The organism is Ruegeria sp. HKCCD7255 (genome assembly GCF_013031565.1).
Lineage (GTDB): Bacteria > Pseudomonadota > Alphaproteobacteria > Rhodobacterales > Rhodobacteraceae > Ruegeria.
The window spans coordinates 66,560-86,119 of record NZ_WQAG01000002.1; the positions used below are offsets into that span (position 1 = coordinate 66,560).

23 protein-coding genes are annotated in these 19,560 nt (G+C 58.2%); 8 read left to right on the forward strand and 15 right to left on the reverse strand.

From position 1 onward, the window contains the following. Positions 1-26: 26 nt before the first annotated feature. The 10 genes from GOX45_RS04075 to secG all read right to left on the reverse strand — a co-directional run bounded on the left by GOX45_RS04075 (position 27) and on the right by secG (position 7,389). Positions 27-776 carry a transporter substrate-binding domain-containing protein gene (locus tag GOX45_RS04075; RefSeq protein WP_171098291.1) on the reverse strand — a complete coding sequence of 250 codons (750 nt, stop codon included), beginning with the start codon at positions 774-776 and terminating at the stop codon, positions 27-29. A 32-nt stretch (positions 777-808) separates the two neighbouring features. Then, on the reverse strand, positions 809-1,585 hold the full coding sequence (locus tag GOX45_RS04080; protein WP_171098293.1) for an ATP-binding cassette domain-containing protein: 777 nt from the start codon (positions 1,583-1,585) through the stop codon (positions 809-811). A gap of 128 nt (positions 1,586-1,713) precedes the next feature. Next, the gene (locus GOX45_RS04085; RefSeq protein WP_171099233.1) at positions 1,714-2,457 is read right to left on the reverse strand and encodes a phosphate/phosphite/phosphonate ABC transporter substrate-binding protein; all 744 of its coding nucleotides are present in this window, start codon (positions 2,455-2,457) and stop codon (positions 1,714-1,716) included. Positions 2,458-2,462: 5 nt separating this feature from the next. Further along, on the reverse strand, positions 2,463-2,900 hold the full coding sequence (locus GOX45_RS04090) for a TerB family tellurite resistance protein (RefSeq protein WP_171098295.1): 438 nt from the start codon (positions 2,898-2,900) through the stop codon (positions 2,463-2,465). 20 nt (positions 2,901-2,920) lie between these two features. Continuing rightward, complete coding sequence (locus GOX45_RS04095) at positions 2,921-3,370, reverse strand: TerB family tellurite resistance protein (protein ID WP_171099235.1); 450 nt, start codon at positions 3,368-3,370, stop codon at positions 2,921-2,923. A 42-nt stretch (positions 3,371-3,412) separates the two neighbouring features. Next, positions 3,413-3,706 carry a DUF1330 domain-containing protein gene (locus tag GOX45_RS04100; RefSeq protein ID WP_171098297.1) on the reverse strand — a complete coding sequence of 98 codons (294 nt, stop codon included), beginning with the start codon at positions 3,704-3,706 and terminating at the stop codon, positions 3,413-3,415. Between the two features lie 68 nt (positions 3,707-3,774). Then, entirely contained in the window at positions 3,775-4,551 is a 777-nt protein-coding gene (locus GOX45_RS04105) for an isocitrate lyase/phosphoenolpyruvate mutase family protein (RefSeq protein ID WP_171098299.1), read from the reverse strand. A 63-nt stretch (positions 4,552-4,614) separates the two neighbouring features. Next, the gene (locus GOX45_RS04110) at positions 4,615-5,097 is read right to left on the reverse strand and encodes a bacterioferritin (RefSeq protein ID WP_171098300.1); all 483 of its coding nucleotides are present in this window, start codon (positions 5,095-5,097) and stop codon (positions 4,615-4,617) included. A 118-nt stretch (positions 5,098-5,215) separates the two neighbouring features. Next, a complete protein-coding gene (locus tag GOX45_RS04115; protein WP_171098302.1) occupies positions 5,216-6,859 on the reverse strand; it encodes a CTP synthase in 1,644 nt (547 codons plus the stop codon). Between the two features lie 161 nt (positions 6,860-7,020). Continuing rightward, on the reverse strand, positions 7,021-7,389 hold the full coding sequence (gene secG / locus GOX45_RS04120; RefSeq protein WP_171098304.1) for a preprotein translocase subunit SecG: 369 nt from the start codon (positions 7,387-7,389) through the stop codon (positions 7,021-7,023). Positions 7,390-7,538: 149 nt separating this feature from the next. Here secG and nthA point away from each other — a divergent pair, with 149 nt between their 5' ends. From nthA to GOX45_RS04145, 5 genes are all read left to right on the forward strand, one after another. Then, positions 7,539-8,153: a nitrile hydratase subunit alpha gene (nthA, locus tag GOX45_RS04125; RefSeq protein ID WP_171099237.1), complete on the forward strand. Its 615-nt coding sequence runs from the start codon at positions 7,539-7,541 to the stop codon at positions 8,151-8,153. After that, positions 8,150-8,827: a nitrile hydratase subunit beta gene (nthB, locus tag GOX45_RS04130; RefSeq protein ID WP_171098306.1), complete on the forward strand. Its 678-nt coding sequence runs from the start codon at positions 8,150-8,152 to the stop codon at positions 8,825-8,827. The genes nthA and nthB overlap by 4 nt, the downstream gene beginning before the upstream one ends. Next, on the forward strand, positions 8,824-9,162 hold the full coding sequence (locus tag GOX45_RS04135; RefSeq protein WP_171098308.1) for a nitrile hydratase accessory protein: 339 nt from the start codon (positions 8,824-8,826) through the stop codon (positions 9,160-9,162). Before nthB ends, GOX45_RS04135 begins: the two co-directional genes overlap by 4 nt. Positions 9,163-9,274: 112 nt before the next feature. After that, positions 9,275-10,570 (forward strand): adenylosuccinate synthase, encoded by a 1,296-nt coding sequence (locus GOX45_RS04140; RefSeq protein WP_171098310.1) that lies wholly within the window; start codon positions 9,275-9,277, stop codon positions 10,568-10,570. Further along, entirely contained in the window at positions 10,570-10,809 is a 240-nt protein-coding gene (locus tag GOX45_RS04145) for a DUF2842 domain-containing protein (protein ID WP_171098311.1), read from the forward strand. The genes GOX45_RS04140 and GOX45_RS04145 overlap by 1 nt, the downstream gene beginning before the upstream one ends. A 193-nt stretch (positions 10,810-11,002) precedes the next feature. Here the strand turns inward: GOX45_RS04145 and GOX45_RS04150 are convergent, their stop codons facing one another. After that, positions 11,003-12,790 carry a hypothetical protein gene (locus tag GOX45_RS04150; protein WP_171098313.1) on the reverse strand — a complete coding sequence of 596 codons (1,788 nt, stop codon included), beginning with the start codon at positions 12,788-12,790 and terminating at the stop codon, positions 11,003-11,005. A gap of 121 nt (positions 12,791-12,911) precedes the next feature. On the opposite strand from GOX45_RS04150, the gene GOX45_RS04155 reads away from it, so the two are divergent. Further along, positions 12,912-13,619 (forward strand): thiamine diphosphokinase, encoded by a 708-nt coding sequence (locus GOX45_RS04155; RefSeq protein ID WP_171098315.1) that lies wholly within the window; start codon positions 12,912-12,914, stop codon positions 13,617-13,619. Here GOX45_RS04155 and GOX45_RS04160 read toward each other — a convergent pair. The 4 genes from GOX45_RS04160 to GOX45_RS04175 are packed head-to-tail and all read right to left on the reverse strand — an operon-like array spanning position 13,564 to position 17,051. After that, positions 13,564-14,478, reverse strand: coding sequence for a DMT family transporter (locus GOX45_RS04160; protein ID WP_171098317.1), 915 nt, complete (start codon positions 14,476-14,478; stop codon positions 13,564-13,566). The genes GOX45_RS04155 and GOX45_RS04160 overlap by 56 nt on opposite strands. A gap of 47 nt (positions 14,479-14,525) precedes the next feature. Next, positions 14,526-14,942, reverse strand: coding sequence for a GFA family protein (locus GOX45_RS04165; RefSeq protein ID WP_171098318.1), 417 nt, complete (start codon positions 14,940-14,942; stop codon positions 14,526-14,528). Positions 14,943-14,974: 32 nt separating this feature from the next. Beyond that, positions 14,975-16,348: an L-serine ammonia-lyase gene (locus GOX45_RS04170; RefSeq protein WP_171098320.1), complete on the reverse strand. Its 1,374-nt coding sequence runs from the start codon at positions 16,346-16,348 to the stop codon at positions 14,975-14,977. A gap of 1 nt (position 16,349) precedes the next feature. Then, positions 16,350-17,051 carry a glutathione S-transferase family protein gene (locus GOX45_RS04175; RefSeq protein ID WP_171098322.1) on the reverse strand — a complete coding sequence of 234 codons (702 nt, stop codon included), beginning with the start codon at positions 17,049-17,051 and terminating at the stop codon, positions 16,350-16,352. 167 nt (positions 17,052-17,218) lie between these two features. On the opposite strand from GOX45_RS04175, the gene rpiA reads away from it, so the two are divergent. Continuing rightward, entirely contained in the window at positions 17,219-18,004 is a 786-nt protein-coding gene (gene rpiA, locus GOX45_RS04180; RefSeq protein WP_171098323.1) for a ribose-5-phosphate isomerase RpiA, read from the forward strand. A gap of 125 nt (positions 18,005-18,129) precedes the next feature. After that, complete coding sequence (gene gor, locus GOX45_RS04185; RefSeq protein ID WP_171098325.1) at positions 18,130-19,488, forward strand: glutathione-disulfide reductase; 1,359 nt, start codon at positions 18,130-18,132, stop codon at positions 19,486-19,488. Positions 19,489-19,560: the final 72 nt, after the last annotated feature.

The following is a 19,560-nucleotide window of genomic DNA, read 5'->3' on the forward strand; positions in this document are numbered from 1 at the left end:
CAGGTGCCGAGCCGTAGAGATATGGCTTAGTTGGTTACAACCGAGCCGTCGGTGCCATAGGTCGCGGTGCCTTCACCGAACCACTTGATTAACATCTCGTTCAGAGAGCCGTCAGCCTTCATCGAGGTGATGGCTTCGTCGAACTTGCCGCGCAGTTCGCCGTCACTTTCGCGCAGGCCCATGCCGACACCGCCACCCAGTGGGACCGGATCGCCAACAAAGACCAGTTCGCCGCCCGATTCCTCGACCAGCGGCGCCAGATAGTCACGGTCGGCCAGAACCGCATCTGCTTCACCATTGCGCACTGCGGCAATGGTTTCTTCAGGTGTTGCGAATTCGACCAGCGTCGCGCCGGATTCGGCCACGTAACCCGCCTGGATGGTTGCGGTTTGGGCCGCAACGATACCACCGGTCACATCAACGCCTTCCGATGCGGCGACATAGGCCGAGGCTGTGGGCGGATAGTAGTTCTGGGTAAAGTCGATAACCTCGTCACGCTCGTCCGTGATCGACATGCCCGCGATGATGGTGTCGTAGTTGCCCGATACCAGGTTCGGAATGATCGAATCCCAATCATTCTTGACCCATTCGCATTCCAGTCCGGCGCGTTTGCACAGCTCATCACCCACTTCACGCTCGAACCCGTCGATCTCGCCAGCGTCGTTGATGAAGTTATACGGAGGGTAGGCACCCTCGGTGCCCATGCGCACAGTGTCGGCCATGGCGATGCCAGCGGTCAGCGCGAGTGCCGCGGTGGTCAGAATCAGGTTTTTCATGAGTTACTCCCCTTTTTTGGTTCTGATTTTGATTAAGCCGCCTGAGTGGCGGAAAGAAAACCCTGAAGCCTTTTGGATTCAGGGGCAGTGAAAATGTCTTCGGGCAGGCCTTCTTCCTCGATCAGACCCTGGTGCAGGAACACCACGTGGCTTGAAATATCGGCGGCCATTTTCATGTCGTGGGTCACGATAATCATGGTGCGCCCCTCGGCAGCCAGATCCTTGATCACGCGGATCACTTCCTGTTCCAGTTCGGGGTCGAGGGCCGAGGTCGGCTCATCGAACAACAAGGCCTCGGGCTCCATGCACAGGCCGCGCGCGATGGCGGCGCGCTGTTGCTGACCACCGGACAATTGTGCTGGATAGACATCGCACTTGTCGCCGATACCGACCTTTTCCAGATACTTCCGCGCGCTGTCCTCAACCTCGGCCTTGTCGCGGCCCAGAACAGTGATCGGCGCCTCCATGACGTTTTGCAGGATGGTCATATGGGCCCACAGGTTGAATTGCTGAAACACCATCGACAGGTTGGTTCGAATGCGCATTACCTGCTTGGCATCTGCCGGACGGCGACTATGCCCGCTGCCAGCCCATTGAACCGGTTCACCTTTGAACAGAATTTCGCCCTGCTGGCTGTCTTCCAGCAAGTTGCAGCACCGTAGCAGCGTGGACTTGCCCGATCCTGAAGATCCAATCAGCGAAACGACGTCGCCGCGATGGGCCGTAATATCCACTCCCTTGAGCACTTCGAGATTGCCGAAGCTTTTGTGCAGGTTCTTGATCTCGATGACGGGCGTGGAGTCTGTCACGGGCGGTCCTGTTGTTGTGAACGGTTTTGATGCGCTACTTGGACTGAAAAAAGCCGCCAATGCAATGAGCAAAACACAGAATCCGGGGCGGATACTGCCAAATTGACCAAAGGGAATTGCCGAAATGGTCAGCTCTTGTGCAAAAGCGCCTGCGGTGATGGCGGTGTCGGAACGCGCAAATAGTGCTCGGCCGGAATGTCCACCAGTCCCCGGAGGTGCAGCGCTGAGCGGTCCTGCAGTGCAAGGTCTGAAACCGCTTTGCCAAGGGCAGAGTTGAGCTGCGCAGCGTCCCGTGTATTCGAAGTAATGTAGGGCAGCGCAGGGGTTGGCGTGGTAAGCTCTACCTCGCGCAGAGCTTCCCCCAAATCCGTGTGTTCGCGCAGCAGCAACCAGGTCAGAAGGTCAAGCGAAGCCAGATCCGCCTGACCGCTGGCAACAGCCTGCGCCGAAGCCGCATGTGCGCCTGTTTGCAATAGCGTGTCGGGGCTCAGCCCCAGTTCGGATAAATGCGTGATTGGTGCGGACCAGCCAGATTGTGACAACGGCTCGTTATAGGCAAAACACCCGCGAACCAGTTCGGACAGAGGCCTGTTGTCCTTCGCACGCGCCACAAAAATCGAACGGTAATAGCCGGGCGGGCATCCGGGTAGGCCATAGTCCGGCGTACCCACGAGCTGAACTGTATCATGCAGCTTCGTGCGATAGGGCATTCCACAAGTTTGTGCAAAGACCAGATCCGGGTCCTGCCAGATCTCCCAAAAATCGCGATCCCGGGTCAGCCTTGGCGGGCCAAGCCCAAGATGATCACGAATCAAGGTCCAAAACCGATCATTGGCGGGCTGGAGGGCGGGCATGTCATACATGCCCAGCATTGCCGTCACGCTTGGGAAGCCTTCTGTCGGGCCCGCGCGGAATCCACGTCGCTGACGCCCAGCAGGCTGACCACAAGCCGCAGCAGCGAATCCTCTTCTCCGCTGCGTTGGCCATCGGCCAGCGCTACCGACCACATGGCCTGCACTACGGATAGGCGGTCATCGTAGGCAACCGCCTCTTTGATAGCGCGGGTAAAGCGGACCGTGTCGGGGGCTTCGGCCTCCAGGTCTTCGGCGCGGGCGCGCAAGGCGGCAGCCTCGAACGGGGACAGCCCGTAACGTTCAGCCGAAATCCGATCGATCCGAGCCATTTCGGTGTCGGCATAATCATTGTCTGACCGGGCAATGCGCACCAGCAACGCCGTGAGTGCAAGGCGGGCATCGTCATTAGCCAGCGGATCGGGTTCGGGCTGTGTCAGCCGGGACAGAAGATCTTTGAACATGGGTTTGATATAGTCCCGACCTATAAGGCTTCCAAGCGGCTTTGTACCCGCGCGCGCGCTGCCTGACTGTCGTTAAAGCTCAGACCCATGGCCGCGCGGGCCTCTTCCACGATCTTGATCTCACCTTCGTCTGATACGCCGTCGGCCAGCACCACTTCCCACAGGGCTTCCATAGCGGCCAGACGTTCGGCCTCGCCCGTTGTTTCGCGGATCAATTTGCCGAACGTATCGGTTTCGGGTGCTGCGGCATGAAGCTTTTCGCAGGTGGCGCGCACTTTTGCGGCCTCTATCGCGTTATGCTGATAAAGACGCGCCAGAATGCGGTCGATCAGGCTGATCTCTTCAAGTTTATAATCCCGGTCCGCCTGTGCCACACGCACCATCAACGCCCCAAGCGCCAGTTCGGCGTCGGGATCAGGCAGCATGTCATGCTGTGGCGGTCGAAACGCCTGAAAGAGCTTTTTCAACATGGGCATAGTTTATTCGATATTTTGATAAGCGCCAAGTTCCAGCTATCCGTCATAGCCTTGGATGATCACAAGATCGCCGGTCGAGATCGGGTCGCGCAAGGCCTTGGCCTTTTGATATCCCTCGCTTTGGTAGCAGGCCAGCGCCTGTTCATAGCTGTCGAACTCGATCACAACGGTCCGCGCGCGGGCGGTGCCTTCTGCAATTGTTCTTTCACCGGCGCGAACCAGAAATTTCCCACCATATTCTGCAAATGGCGCAGCATTGGCAGCGATGTAGTTTTTATAGACGTCCATGTCCTCGATATCGACATGTGCAACCCAATACCCTTTGGCCAAGGTGCAATCCTCCTGAGGTTGAGGCCGCAGGGTGCGAGGATCAGATCGAAATTGCAATGGCGGATTGATCAACCGGCGGATTGCAGCGCTGTTTCGGCCTTGGCTTTCAGCCATCCCAACATCTCGCGATAGGGCACAGGGCCATAGCTGATCCGGGCGACGCCCAGTTTTGCCAGTGTCACATTATCCGGTGTACCGGGCAGAGCAATGATATTGACCGGCAGCTCTGTGGCGTCACACAGCTTGCCAATCATCACCTCATCCCGAAGGCCGGGTGCGAAAAAACCGCTGGCACCTGCATCCGCATAGGCTTGGGCCCGCAGGATGGTATCAGTCAGCATCGCCTCATCATGGGTATCGGGGTGCGCTTTGAGGAAAATATCTGTCCGCGCGTTGATAAAGGCCGGAACGCCTGTAGCGTCACAGGTTTCGCGCAGGGCAGCGACACGGGCGGCTTGAATCTCTGTCTCGTAAAGCTCTTTCGTTCCAACGATCTGATCTTCAAAGTTAAAGCCCACCACACCCGTTGCCAGTGCCTTTTTTGCGTTCAGTGCGATGTCTGAGGGAACTTCGGCATAGCCGCCCTCGAAATCCAGTGTCACGGGCAGATCAACCGCCTCGACAATCCGGCGCACATTGTCCAGTGCAAAGTCCAAGGGCAGGATTTGACCGTCCGAGAAACCTTGGGCCATCGCAACTGGTGCGCTGCCCGTCGCGATGGCCTTGGCACCTGCGTCGCGCACGGCTCCGGCGCTGCCTGCATCCCAGATGTTGTACAGGATTACAGGATCACCTTTCTGATGGAGCGCGGCGAATGCCTCAGCGCGTTGAACTTGGTCAGTCATGAGATCGTTCCTTCAAAAATCGCAGTTGGATCACTGTAAGACGCAGCATATGCGTTGGCCTGCCTATTCGCTGCCCGCGCTGCCCGAAACATAACGCGCGCTGAAAGTCGCCTCTCCCAGCCGTTTCAGCAATGAAAGCTCGGTCTCCAGCCAGGATTTATGTCCTTCTTCTTCCAGCAAGATACGCTCGAACAGGGTGCGCGATCCCACATCGCCCACTTCAGCAGCCTGTGCCGCCGCTTGGGTATAGAAATCAACGGCTTCCGCCTCGTCCTTGAGATCCGATGAGAACATCTGCTCAAGGCTTTCAGCCGCTGCGGGGCTTTTCTGAAGTTCAAGCTGCGGGGTGCCGCCCAGAAACAGGATGCGCTCGATAAAGACGTCCGAATGCCCCATCTCTTCTTGCATTTCACTGCGCATCTTCTCGGCCAGAATATCAAGGCCCCAATCATCCAGCACATGCGCATGCAACTGATACTGATGGGCCGCCGTCATCTCCATCCGAAGCGCTTGTTGAAGATTGGTGATCGTTGTCGCGTTGCTCATCTGAACACTCCCAAGTCTCTGATCCAAGCCTGACCAGCCCAAAGGGGCAAGTCTGCTTGTTCAAAGACTTAGGGGGTCGCATCGGTCAAAGCAATGCGCTTGCGCAAACAGAGTACGATCAGACCAGGCGCGAGCTGTCTTTCGCTGCCCGCACAAAGTCGCGAAACAGCGGATGGGGATCAAACGGCTTGGATTTCAGTTCAGGGTGATATTGCACCCCGATGAACCAAGGGTGATCTGACCACTCGACGATTTCTGGCAGGCGACCATCGGGCGACATGCCCGAGAAGTTCAAACCAGCTTTTTCCAACTTGTCGCGGTATTTGATGTCCACCTCATACCGGTGGCGGTGCCGTTCCTCGATCTGGGTGTTGCCATAGACATCCGCCACTTTGGAGCCCTCGGCCAGAACCGCGTTATAGGCGCCCAGCCGCATGGTACCGCCCTTGTCGTCACCCACTTTGCGCTCGACCTTGTGGTTGCCCTGAACCCATTCTTTCAGGTGATACACTACTGGTTCGAAACGCTTTTTCCCGGCCTCATGGTCAAATTCCTCTGACCCGGCCTCCGTTATGCCCGCCGCATTGCGCGCAGCTTCGATCACCGCCATCTGCATGCCCAGACAGATGCCCAGATAGGGCACTTTATGCTCGCGCGCATATTGCGCGGCCTTGATCTTGCCTTCCGTGCCACGCTCGCCAAAACCGCCGGGGACGAGGATGGCGTGATAGCCTTCCAAATGAGGTGCTGCGTCTTCGGTGTCAAAGATCTCGGCATCGACCCATTCGACCTTGACCTTGACCCGATTGGCCATGCCGCCATGGGTCAGCGCTTCGGCAATCGACTTATAGGCGTCTTCCAACTGCGTGTATTTGCCGACAATCGCGACTTTCACCTCGCCTTCGGCATTGTGGATGCGGTCGCTCACGTCTTCCCACTTGGCCAGATCGGGCTTGGGGGCCGGGCTGATCTGGAACGCGTCAAGCACCGCCTGATCCAGCCCTTCGCGGTGATAGGCGAGAGGGGCATCATAGATCGTCGAAAGATCCTGCGCGGCGATCACGCTGTCGGGGCGTACGTTACAGAACAGGGCCAGCTTTTCGCGTTCTTTGGTTGGAATCGGACCTTCTGAGCGGCAAACCAGAATATCCGGTGCCAAACCGATTGAGCGCAGCTCTTTCACCGAGTGCTGGGTCGGCTTGGTTTTCAACTCGCCCGAAGCCTTGATGTAAGGCAGCAGGGTCAGGTGCATAAAGATGCACTGCCCGCGCGGCTTGTCCTGGCTGAATTGACGGATGGCTTCGAAAAAGGGCAGGCCCTCGATATCGCCCACGGTGCCACCGATTTCACACAGCATGAAATCAACCTCATCCTCGCCGATGGCGATGAAATCCTTGATCTCATTGGTGACATGCGGGATCACCTGAATGGTCTTGCCCAGATAGTCGCCTCGGCGCTCTTTCTCGAGCACATTCGAATAGATCCGCCCGGAACTGACCGAGTCGGTCTTGCGCGCGGCCACGCCGGTGAAACGTTCGTAGTGACCCAGATCCAGATCCGTCTCGGCCCCGTCATCAGTGACGAACACTTCGCCATGCTCAAAGGGCGACATGGTGCCAGGATCGACGTTCAGGTAGGGATCCAGCTTGCGCAGGCGTACGGAATATCCCCGGGCCTGCAACAAAGCGCCCAAAGCCGCCGAAGCCAGCCCTTTTCCCAAGGATGAAACCACACCACCGGTGATGAAAATAAAACGCGCCATGTTGTTCGGCTAGCTCCCGTGAGACGTCAAAATCAGCTGCCCGGCGGTTCAAGAAAAACCGCTGCATCACGGGACTTCACGTATAAAGGATTCGCGCCCATAGCGCAAGAGAACCGCAAGATGCTGTTGCAGTTCTCTGTCGAGTTTCTAGGTTTAGTGGCTTAGTCGGCCTGAGGGATCAGCGGAGCATTGTCGCCCGACGCCGGTGGCAGCAGGTCATCCGCCGACGGAACCGCAGGTGTGCTGTCTTCGGCCGAAGCCGGTGCTGGAACGCCCAAACGGTCAATAACCGAGCCGCTGGAAGATTTTTGCGCCGCCAGAATGGTCAGCGTGATCGACGTGACGATAAAGCAGGCCGCCAGGATCCAGGTCACCTTACCCAGTGCCGTTGCCGCAGCGCGTCCGGTCATGGCACCGCCACCGCCGCCGCCGCCCATGCCAAGACCACCGCCCTCGGACCGCTGCATCAGCACGACGGCGATCAGGCCCAAAGCCAAGAGAAGGTGGATGATAAGAACGACGTTTTCCATAGTGGTCCTGTACAGCGTGGCGTGTATCGCGTGGTACTTATGCAAGTTTGCCATCGGGGGCAAGTCACGACTTCGCGTCATTTGCGTTGATGTATCATATCACAGCAAAGGGACTGGACAGAGCGATTCATCCGGCGCAGGTTGCGGCCATGCCACATGACAGTCACGACCACCCGCACGCCCTGTTGCCGCCTGAGCCCGCTTTGCGCGTCAAAGCGCTCGAGACGATCCTGACCCGCAAAGGGCTGATCGATCCGGCTGCACTGGATGAAATCATCGATACCTATCAGAACAAGATTGGGCCCCAGAACGGTGCCCGTGTTGTCGCAAAAGCCTGGACCGACCCAGACTTCAAGGCCGCGCTGCTGGAAGATGCCACACCAGTGGTGGCCGATCTGGGCTATTACGGGCGTCAGGGCGAGCATATGGTGGTGGTCGAAAACACGCCCGAACAGCACAACATGGTCGTCTGTACCCTGTGCAGCTGCTATCCTTGGCCTCTGCTTGGCATCCCACCGGGTTGGTACAAATCCGACGCCTACCGAGCCCGTGCGGTGCGCGAGCCGCGCAAGGTTCTGGCCGAGTTTGGCGTCAGCCTGCCCGAAACCTCATCAGTGCGCGTATGGGATTCAACCGCTGAAGTGCGCTATCTCGTCTTGCCCATGCGCCCGGAGGGCACAGAGGCGCTGGACGAAGAGGCGCTATCCGCTCTGGTCACGCGCGACAGTATGATCGGCACCGGCTTGCCCAAGGTGCCGGCATGACTCGGGTGCATGACATGGGTGGACGCTTCGGCGACGGGCCGATCAACCCCGAACCCGAAGACGTGCCTGTATTTGCCGAAGACTGGCATGGCCGGGCGCTGGCTGTCATTCTGGCGGCAGGGTTCCTGGGGCAATGGAATATTGATGTATCGCGCCACGCGCGCGAATGTCTTTCCCCCAAGGACTACACGCGCTTTTCGTATTATGAGAAATGGCTTGCTGGTCTGGCCGGCCTGTTGGTCGATCGCGGCGTTCTGACCTTGGATGATTTACGCGGGGCAGGTGAGGATGGCCCGCATCCGCTGGCGGACAAGATGTTGCGAGCCGAAGCTGTGGCCGCTGCGCTGGCCAAAGGCGGGCCCGCAGATCGCCCCTCGAATATCGCGCAGCGTTTTTCGATTGGGCAAGAGGTTGTCACCGCGCGCCCTGCTGGCAATCGGCTGGTTGACGGTGGCCATACACGGTTGCCGATCTATGCAGCAGGTGCCAAGGGACGCATTCTACGCGTGCACGGATCCCATGTGCTGCCGGATTCCAGCGCTCATGATCTGGGCGAAGCACCCGAACCGCTCTATGCGGTGTCCTTCGCAGCCTCGGAGCTTTGGGTAAACCCAGAACACCCCAAGGACGAGGTCGTGTTGGATCTGTGGCAAAGTTATCTGGAACCCGCATGAGCGATTGCGCCGAAATAGCCGCGCCGGAACCGGTATTTGCCGAACCTTGGCACGCGCAGGTCTTTGCGGTGACCGTCGCGTTGAACGAGGCAGGGCGGTTCGTCTGGCCAGAATGGGCCGCGCGGTTTTCCGAGACGCTCAAGCGAAATGGGCTGAGCCGCGACTTGGACGGCGGTGACGACTATTTTCACGCCTGGCTCGAAACGCTTGAAACGTTTTTGGCGGAACAGGGCGCGGCGCTGCCCGGTGACGTTGCCGATGTACAGTCGGCCTGGGAAGATGCCTACCTGACCACACCACATGGACAACCGGTGCGATTGCCTCAGGGCAGGTAAGGGCAATTTGCCTCTGCGCCATTTCAGGGCTGCGGCGAAATATCGGTTTCCCTGTTCACAGAGCCTCGTTATACGAGCCGAGTTTGAGTCCTCAGAGTGAAAAGGATCGGGTATGGCCAACGTGGTTGTTGTCGGCGCCCAATGGGGTGACGAAGGAAAAGGCAAGATCGTCGACTGGCTCAGCGAGCGGGCGGATGTGATTGCGCGTTTTCAGGGCGGGCACAATGCCGGGCACACTCTGGTCATCGATAAAGAGGTCTACAAGCTCCACGCGCTGCCCTCGGGCGTGGTGCGCGGTGGCAAGCTGAGTGTGATCGGCAATGGCGTTGTTCTGGACCCGTGGCATCTGATCAAAGAGATTGGAACGATCCGCGCGCAGGGCGTCGAGATTACGCCCGAGACGCTGATGATCGCGGAAAACACACCGTTGATCCTGCCAATTCACGGTGAGTTGGACCGGGCGCGCGAAGAAGCGGCCAGCAAGGGCACCAAGATCGGGACCACCGGTCGCGGGATTGGCCCGGCTTATGAAGACAAGGTGGGGCGCCGCTCGGTTCGGGTTGCTGATCTTGCCGATGAGGCCACGCTGGAGGCGCGGGTGGACCGCGCTTTGCAACACCACGATCCTTTGCGCAAAGGTTTGGGGATTGATCCGGTGGATCGCGACGCACTGATCGCCCAGCTCAAAGAGATTGCGGCCGAGATTTTGCCCTTTGCGGCACCAGTGTGGAAGGTCTTGAACGAAAAGCGCAAGGCTGGGAAACGCATCCTGTTCGAAGGGGCGCAGGGCGCGCTTTTGGACATCGACTTTGGCACTTATCCCTTTGTCACCTCGTCCAATGTGATTGCGGGGCAGGCGGCCACCGGCGTGGGGATCGGCCCGGGCTCGATTGATTTCGTTCTTGGCATTGTGAAAGCCTATACCACGCGCGTGGGCGAGGGGCCGTTTCCGACCGAGCTGGAAGATGCTGACGGGCAGCGCTTGGGCGAACGGGGCCACGAGTTTGGCACCACCACCGGGCGCAAGCGCCGCTGCGGCTGGTTTGACGCCTGCCTTGTGCGCCAGACCTGCGCCACCAGCGGGGTTAACGGGATATCTCTGACCAAGCTGGACGTGCTTGACGGGTTTGATACGCTGAAGATCTGTACCGGGTACATGCTGGACGGTGCGCGGCTGGATTACCTTCCCACCGCGGCAGATCAGCAGGCGCGCTGCACGCCGATCTATGAAGAAATGCCGGGGTGGAGCGAATCCACCGAAGGGGCGCGCAGCTGGGCCGATTTACCAGCGAACGCGATCAAATATGTGCGCCGGGTCGAAGAGCTGATCGAATGCCCGGTGGCGCTGTTGTCCACCAGCCCGGAGCGGGATGACACCATTCTGGTGACCGACCCGTTTGCAGATTGATGGCGGATCAGCAGAAACCCGGCCTCAGCTACAAAGCCAGGCGGCGCTGGTCGCTGGTTTTGCTGCTCGTCGGCTTGCCGCTTTACATTGTCGCGGTGGTTACCGTGGTGAATTGGCTTGATCGTCCACCGATCTGGTTGGAGTTTGTCGTCTATGTGGTTTTAGGTGTGCTCTGGGCTTTGCCGTTCAAATTCGTCTTTCGCGGTGTCGGCAAGGAAGACCCTGATCACGACCAATAGTTCGGTTGCCTCTCGAAGGACGATCACCGAAGGACCAGATGGTCCGCGCTATGCCGCTTTCTCTGACAGAGCACCTACAAGCGGTAGGTGCTGGATTGATTAGACGTCAACGCAACCCCGGTGGAAGGAAAAAGGCCAGAGCATAACTCTGGCCTAGTTTACGAGGGGTAATTTCTAACGCAGGCCGGTGTGCTTACCCGGCCGCGCGTTCATCGTCCGGGCGAAAACCGATATCCGTTGACGCGGCAAAGCGACCGCCACCGGCTTTTTCGATCTTTCCGTCCCGCAGCAATTGACCGAATGAACGCAAGCTTTCTTCTCGGTCAAAGCTGTCTTGTTTCAGCGAACGCACCTTGTTCATCAGTTGCGGGCGCGAAAACTGTTCCTGACCTTCGATGAACGACAAATAAGCCGCAGCGGCCTCAAGAAGATCCGGAAGGGATTGAGCGCCTTGTTCTTGCGCGAAGGTTGCAAATCCACCTTCTTCTTCGCCAGAGAGTGGCTGAGACGCGCTGCTATGCTGCGCCAATGTCTCGTCTTCGTTCCTCTCTGGCGCGGCGTCCACGCGCTGTTCAGCTACCAGTTTCAGCGGAGACGCGGCATCCGCATTTGGGCGTTTGCTGGTGACCTTGACTTCGGGGCGACGCGGGCTCACCACCGAGGCCAGATCGCCTCTGTACTCTTCGTCTGGTGAGCCTTGGTTCGCGTTCGGATCAGCCTGTCTTTCTGCTTCGGTCGCAGCCACGGCTGTACGCAGATGCGAATACGCTTCACGCTGTCCGCTGGTTTCCGGGTCTTCCATCCGTTCATCTGCCGTATCCATCAGACGCGAGACGTCTTCGGTGCGGGTGTCTTCTTCTGGAGCGTCCTCTGGCGGGGTTGGGCGTGCCGCCATTTCAGCTTCGATCAGTGAAATCTCTTCCAACAGGTCGGCTTCATCATCCGCGTCCAGGACGTTGCGCTGATCCTCCTCCTCGTCCGACTGCTCTGGCGTGTGCGATGTCGCTGAGGTTTGACGTTCGCTGGAATCTTCCGGCATGTGCGGTGGCTCGCTGCTTTCAACGACGTGATCGGCACTGACAGCAGCTTGATCCGTGGTGTCGTCTTGACCCGCATCGGTATCACGCGCCAGCATTGCAGCGGCTTCTTCGATAACCGAACTGTCGAAAACCGGCTCCATATCGGCGGGTTCTTCTTCAGTGTCAAAGTCCGCGTCGAGATTGCCCGGCTCTATCGGCGTTGTGGGCAATTCCTCAGCGAATTCTTGAGGCTGGGGTTCGGTCTTAACCTCAGGTGCAACTGTTTTCGGACGATGGGCTTCATACTCTGCGACTACAGCTTCCAGTTCACGCTGCTGACGGTCGGCTTCCGGCCAATCGTCTTCCTCCGCAGGTTCATTTTCGGCGCTGTCGGAAGTCTCAGCTTCCAAATCCGAAGGATCGAGAGCACCCGAGGCGAACGCAGCAGAAATTGCGTCATATTGCGGCTTTTTGGGTTCGATATAACCGGTATCCACATCTTCACCGCCCGCGTCGGCGGCAGGGGTTTGATCCGAATGCGAAACGACAGCGCGGATACGCTGCAGTTTTGCAGCAATGCTGTCTGCCGGAGGTTCGTCTTGAAAGTCGACTGCCGGGGCAGGCGTGGGAACAGGGCTAGATTCAGTTAGGGTTGGAGCCGCAGCGGCAGGGGTGTTGTCAGCACCCTCAGCATTACCCGTTTCGCTTTCGGTCGCGCGCAAAAGCAGTCCGCTCTCGCTTTGGCGGGCTTCGACATGGCGCGATGCTTCGCGCTGGGCAATGCGGGTCAGCATCGCGGCGTCAGGTTGTGGAGGTTCGGACCCAAAATAGCGGTCGTCAGCCGCCAGGTCACGGAAGTACTCGGCAATCGCCTTCATTGTTTCAAATGAGTCGTCAAAGCCTTCCAATGTGCATGAGAAGGTGCCGTAAGAAACGGTCAATACCTTGTTGTTCTGTACCATCAGACGCACGTCCTTTACAAACTAACGGGCCGTTGTACCGCGCGTGTGGCACGGCCGCGACACTAAACTATGACCATGAGCCTATCATTTTGTGGTCTCAATATGTCCAAAACCGGGAAAAATGGTCAATCTTACGAAAATTGAGGTTATTGTACGCTCAAACGGGCCAATAGCGTTGTTTGGTGGGGGTGAAATCGCCCCGCAAGACGTCGAATTGGCGTTAAGCCGCGCCGAATCCGTTGTCGCGGCGGATGGCGGTGCCGCGCGGGCAATCGATTCGGGGCGTATTCCTGACGCGGTAATCGGTGATTTCGACTCGTTGGACACGCGATATAGCGATCAAATCCCGCCCGAGCGTTTGTTTCCAATTCGTGAACAGGACAGCACGGATTTTGAGAAGGCACTGACTCGCATTTCTGCGCCCGTCGTCCTGGGTATCGGGTTTCTGGGCGCGCGTGTAGATCATCAATTGGCGGTCTTCAATACGCTGGTGCGTTATCCCGACAGTGGCTGCATTTTGCTGGGCGCGCATGAGATTGTTTTTCATGCGCCACCGCGTCTTTCAGTGCCGCTGAACGGCGGAGAAACCGTGTCTTTGTTTCCGATGCGACCGGTGTCCGGGCGCGGTCAGGGTCTGGAATGGCCGATAGACGGGCTGGCACTAGCGCCGGACGGGCGCATCGGCACGTCGAACCGGGCCACCGGTGATCTTGATGTACAGTCGGATGCTCCGGGCCTGCTGGTGATGCTTCCGCGTGCGGCTTTGGATGATGTTATGCAGCTGTTTCTGTCAGGGCGCTGCGGGCGATGGAGCGTTCCCTCCATATGACATAGAACCCTGCGGCCATAGTGATGAGGATGCCAATCGCGGCCAGCCCGTTGGGAAGATCGTGGAATATGATCCAGCCGAACAAGGTGGCCACCGGAATCTCCAGGTATTGCATTGGGGCCAGTGTCGCCGAGGGTGCATACCGCAGCGACCAGGTCATGCAAAGATGTGCCAATGTGCCCATCACGCCAATGCCTGCCAAGAGCCAGAGGGGCGTGTTGTGAGCGATGGTCAGCGAAATATCCCAGGTCTCTGTCAGTGTGCCAATCAGCAAAACCGGCAAAAGCACAACCGAAGCCATAGCGCCCGACACCGCCTGTTGTGAAACCGGATCGGTTTCCTTGGCGATTTGGCGCGTAACCAGCATGAACAGCGCAAAGATTACAGCGACGACAAGCGGCAGCAGGGCAGGCGCACCCACCTCGGCAAAGCTGGGTTGAATGACCATCAAGGTGCCGATGAAACCCACAACGCAAGCCATCAGACGCCGTGCGCCGACCTCTTCATTCAGAAAGTAATTGCCCAAGAGCAGCAGGATGAAGGGCATTACAAATGCGATGGCCACGGCATCGGCCAATGGTAGAAACTTGAGCGACGTGAACATGGCGGTAAGACCTGCGATCTGCAGCGCTGTCCTGAGTGCGGTCAGCCAAAAGATCCGCCCGCGCATCCGCCATGGTCGCCTGGTCAGATAGACAATCGGAACAAGGATCAATGCTTGCACCGCAAAACGGGCAAAAACCAAAAGGCCGATGGGCGTTGTTTCCCCTAATAACTTGGCCAAGGCATCACCCATCGGGGCGAGCAGGCAAAAGCCAAGCATAAACATGATGCCGATCAGCGGCCGATCCTGAGTCATTGCGCGACGCTAAACGGTTGTTTGGTTGGGGGAAAGGCGGATGAGCTCTAATTTTCAGGCAAGGGCTGAAATTTTGTGTAGTCAGGACCGATGCAATGCGGCAGACCGTCATTCAACTCCAGCCAGTTCAGTTTCTCTTCGAACGCGACGTGCAGGGTCGGGCGCAAAGCCTCAGGGTCTAACAGCGTTGCAACATAGAGGTGCAGGACATCCGACATGGCGGTCGAGCGGAATGAGATCGGTGTGCCGCAAGTCGGGCAGAAACTGCGTTCAACACCAGGAGACGAGCGGAACAGCTTTGGCGCTTCGCCGGTCCAGCGCCACTTGCCATCCCGCACAGCAAAATAGGTGGTCATGGGGGCCGCGCATTGGCGTCTGCAACTGTCACAATGGCAGGTCACGCAGGACATAACCGGTGGTTCAACCTCATAGCGTACCGCTCCGCATAGGCATCGACCTTCCATTCGGCGGCTCCTTTTTTCGTTATCCCTTGCGCTCAGCAGTTGGGCACGTTCACGGCCAACCCGCCCAGCGATGTTTCCTTGTATTTCTCATGCATGTCATGCCCGGTCTGGCGCATGGTTTCGATCACTGAATCTAGTGGCACAAAATGCTGCCCGTCTCCGCGCAGCGCCAATGACGCGGCAGACACAGCCTTGATCGCGCCCAGCCCGTTGCGCTCGATACAGGGCACCTGCACCAAACCCGCTACCGGATCGCAGGTCATGCCAAGATGATGCTCCAGCGCAATTTCCGCGGCGTTTTCAACTTGTTCTGGCGTTCCGCCCATCACGGCACACAGCCCAGCCGCAGCCATGGCCGAGGCGCTGCCAACTTCGGCCTGACACCCGGCTTCAGCCCCCGAGATCGAGGCGTTGAACTTGACCAAGCCGCCAATAGCCGCAGCGGTCAGCAGGAAATCTTCGATCCGGCTTTCCGAGGCGCCGGGCACGTGATCAAGGTAATAGCGCAAGACCGCAGGCAAAACGCCCGCCGCACCATTGGTGGGGGCGGTCACCACCTGGCCACCGGCGGCGTTTTCCTCGTTCACCGCCATGGCATAGACGCTCATCCAGTCGTTGATCGTGTGCGGTGCGTTCAGGTTCATGCCCCGCTCGGCTTGCAGCGCATCGTAAATGCCCTTGGCGCGGCGGCGCACGTTCAACCCACCGGGCAGGATGCCATCGGTGGTCAGGCCACGCTCAATACAGTCATTCATCACTTGCCATAGCCGGGCTGAACCCTTGGCAAGGCTTTCGGAACACCCGCGTGAGATCTCGTTCTCGCGTTTCATCTGTGCAATCGACTTGCCGCTGGACCTGGCCATATCCAGCATTTCGACCGCCGACTTGAACGGGAAGGGAATAGGCGCGCCTTCTTCGGTTGCCTTACCTTCGGCAAGTTCCTCTTCGGTCAGGACAAAGCCACCTCCGATGGAATAATAGACCTGCCGCAAGATCACATCGCCTTGCGCATCGGTGGCCATCAGGATCATACCATTGGCGTGGCCGGGCAGGGTGGTGTCGAAGTCGAAGATCAAATCGGCTTTGGGGTCAAACGCCAGATCAGGCAGGCCTTGAGGTGAAACCTTGTGTGTCTTTGCAATCTTGGCCAGAGTGGCTTCGGCCTTTTCGTGGTCGTAGGTGTCGGGCACAAACCCTGCCAGCCCCAGAATGGTGGCACGGTCGGTGGCGTGGCCCACACCGGTAAAGGCCAGGGACCCATACAGCGATCCGCGCAGGCCCGAGAATTCAAACGGTGACGCGCGCATCAGATCGAGAAAGCGCGCGGCAGCCACCATCGGGCCCATTGTGTGCGACGAGGACGGGCCGATGCCCACTTTGAACATGTCGAAAACAGAAAGGAACATATCAGAGAGCAGAGCCTTCAGGCGGGTTGGGGAGGATCGGTGACGTAAACGGGTTTGGCCCCAGACCTTCTGCAACAATCGCAGTCTGCGTCGCGGGGCGGGATTCAAGCCGTGTCAGGATGTGATGCAGATGGGGCGTGTCGGCCAACTGAAACCAACTTTTGTCAGCTTGCGTCGGATAAAGTTGCATCCACCGCATCATCGCGGCCAGATAGTAGGTCAAGACCGAGGGGTGATCGGGCTGCAACCAGCGCGGGGATCTCGCGGCTTCTGCCTCCAGGTTCTGCAGATGGGTTCTCAACCGTGGACGAATTCCGGTGCGCAGGGTCTCGGCCTGTCCGGAGGCTATGTACTTTTCAGCATAGAACAGGATCCGCAGATCCGCGTGCAGCGTGTTCGATGCAAAAAACAGCCATTTCAGAAAATTCGCGCGCTCGGCGCTGTCAGGGGCGGGGGCAAGTTGTTGGTGCGTGTCTGCAAGCCATAGTAAAATGGCGGCGGTTTCAAAGATCGGCCCTTGGGGCGTTTCCAGAACCGGGATCAACCCGTTGGGGTTCAACGCGCGATAGGCCGAACTGTCCTGCGCCTTTTCACGCCGGTCTACCAGCTTTGTCTGATAGCGTTGGCCCATCTCGTCCAGCGCCAGGCGGACGACCAGCGAAGCGTTGTCAGGAGCATAGTGAAGCACGTAAGGCGTTTGCATAAGCCCTGTCTACGGCCATGGGCTCGAGTCGGAAGGTTCGAATGCGACGTTTCCTATCGGAAACGCGCAGCAAATTCCACCTTCTATCCTTTGTTTTCGTGAATTGCCCCTCGCAGTTGTCGGGGTCATTCCGTATAAGCCTCGCACGAGGGTGTAGGAAAGCTTTCATGGTAGGAGAAATGACACCGATCGAACGGGCCAAACGGGTTGCAGCTTACCGTGCTGCAGAACTTGTCGAAGACGGAATGCGCGTGGGTTTGGGAACGGGCTCGACCGCCGAATGGCTGGTGCGGCGCCTGGGCGAACGGGTTCGGCAGGGTGGCTTGAAGATCAAGGCGGTCCCGACCTCAAGTGCCACAGCTCAGTTGGCGCGCGAAGTGGGGATTGAGGTGGTCTCAATGGATCAGGCGCGTTGGCTGGATTTGACAATCGATGGCGCTGACGAATTCGATGACGAACTGAACCTGATCAAAGGCGGCGGCGCGGCTTTGTTACATGAAAAGATCGTTGCAACGGCAAGCGACCAGATGGTTGTGATTGCTGATGCCGGAAAAGAGGTTGAGAATCTGGGTGCCTTTCCCTTGCCCGTCGAGGTTATCCCTTTTGGCTGGCAAACGACGCGGACGCTGATCGAAGAAGCGTTGGATGCAATGGATGTGCTGGGCACTTCTGTCACCCTGCGCATGGCAGGTGAAGTTCCGCGCGTCACCGACGAAGGCAACCATATTCTGGATCTGCACCTCAAGCGGATCGGCAATGTCCGGCAAATGGCATTGGTTCTGAACCAGATCCCGGGCGTGGTCGAGAACGGGTTGTTCATCGATATCTGTGACAAGGTCGTGATCGGCTTTGGCGATGGCCGGGTCGAGCTGCGCGATATCAATGCGGGCACGGTCCAGACCGATCAGCCGCAAGACAATACAGAAAACGTCTTCTCGGACGAGATGGACTGAGTCCCACGGGCCGAGATGGTACAGTTCGAACGCAAAATCGCTTTTCTTGCGCCAAGGGGTTGGCAGGCCGGAAATAACGCCCAGATATCCTGCGGTATTTGGCAAGCTGATAGAAGGAACCCAGCATGAGCTTTGACTATGATCTTTTTGTCATCGGTGGAGGCTCGGGTGGGGTCCGTGCGGCACGTGTCGCGGCAGGAGAGACCGGTGCAAAGGTGGCTTTGGCCGAGGAAGATCGCTATGGCGGTACCTGCGTAATCCGGGGTTGCGTGCCGAAAAAGCTGATGGTGTTTGCCAGCGAGTTTTCCGGCATGGTCGGTGACGCGCAGGCGTTTGGCTGGGATATTCAGCCCGGTGCGTTCAACTGGGATACGTTTCACGGTAAACTGGTGGCCGAGCTGGACCGGCTGGAAGGCGTTTACCGCAATATCCTGAAAAACAACGGTGTCGAGAGCTTTGACCAGCGCGCGCATTTGGTGGATGCGCATACAGTTGAACTGGCTGATGGCACCCGCAAGACCGCCAAGCATATCTTGATTGCCACGGGTGGGCGTCCGGTTGTGCCCGAGTTTCCGGGCTCGGACCTGGCGATAACATCAAATGAGGTCTTTCATCTGGACAAGCTGCCAGACAGCATCCTGATTGTCGGAGGTGGCTATATCGCCAGTGAATTTGCCGGGATCATGAATGGGTTGGGCGTCAAAACCACCCAGTTTTACCGCGGTGCGCAGATTTTGCGCGGCTTTGACGATGAGGCGCGTGGGCTGGTCTGTGAGGAAATGCGCCAGAATGGGATCGATGTGCGTCTGGGTACGAATGTGCTTGAGATGACCAAAGAGGGTGATCAGATCCGCGTCAAGGCCACTGACGGGACCGAAGACCGGTTTGAGGTCGTCATGTACGCCACCGGCCGCGCACCCAATGCTGACAACCTTGGGCTGGAAGCTTTGGGCGTCGAACGCGGCCGTAAGGGTGAGATCGTCGTGGACGCATACAGCCAGACCGCCGTACCGTCGATCTATGCAATTGGTGACGTGACGGATCGGGTCAACCTGACCCCCGTTGCCATCCGCGAAGGGATGGCCTTTGTCGAAACCGTCTTCAAAGGCAACCCGACGCCTGTGGATCACGAGCTGATCCCAACCGCGATCTTCACCCAGCCTGAAATGGGCACAGTGGGGCTCGGTGAGGAAGAGGCGGCTGCGCAGGAACCGATCGAGGTCTATGCGACCACGTTCAAGCCGATGCAAAAATCGTTTGCGGGCGGTACCCAGCGTGTTTTGATGAAATTGCTGGTCAGCAAGGCAACCCGCAAGGTTCTGGGCTGCCATATTGTGGCTCCGGGCGCAGGGGAGATGATCCAGCTGGCCGGCATTGCCATCAAGATGGGCGCCACCAAAGAGGATTTTGACCGCACGGTTGCAGTTCATCCGGTCATGGCCGAAGAACTGGTCACTATGCGGCAACCTGTGCGCACGGCTTGATTTGCAACCGGACGCACACAAGTTACAAGTAATTCCGTGATCACACGGGCCTAGACAAAGGAAATGATACAT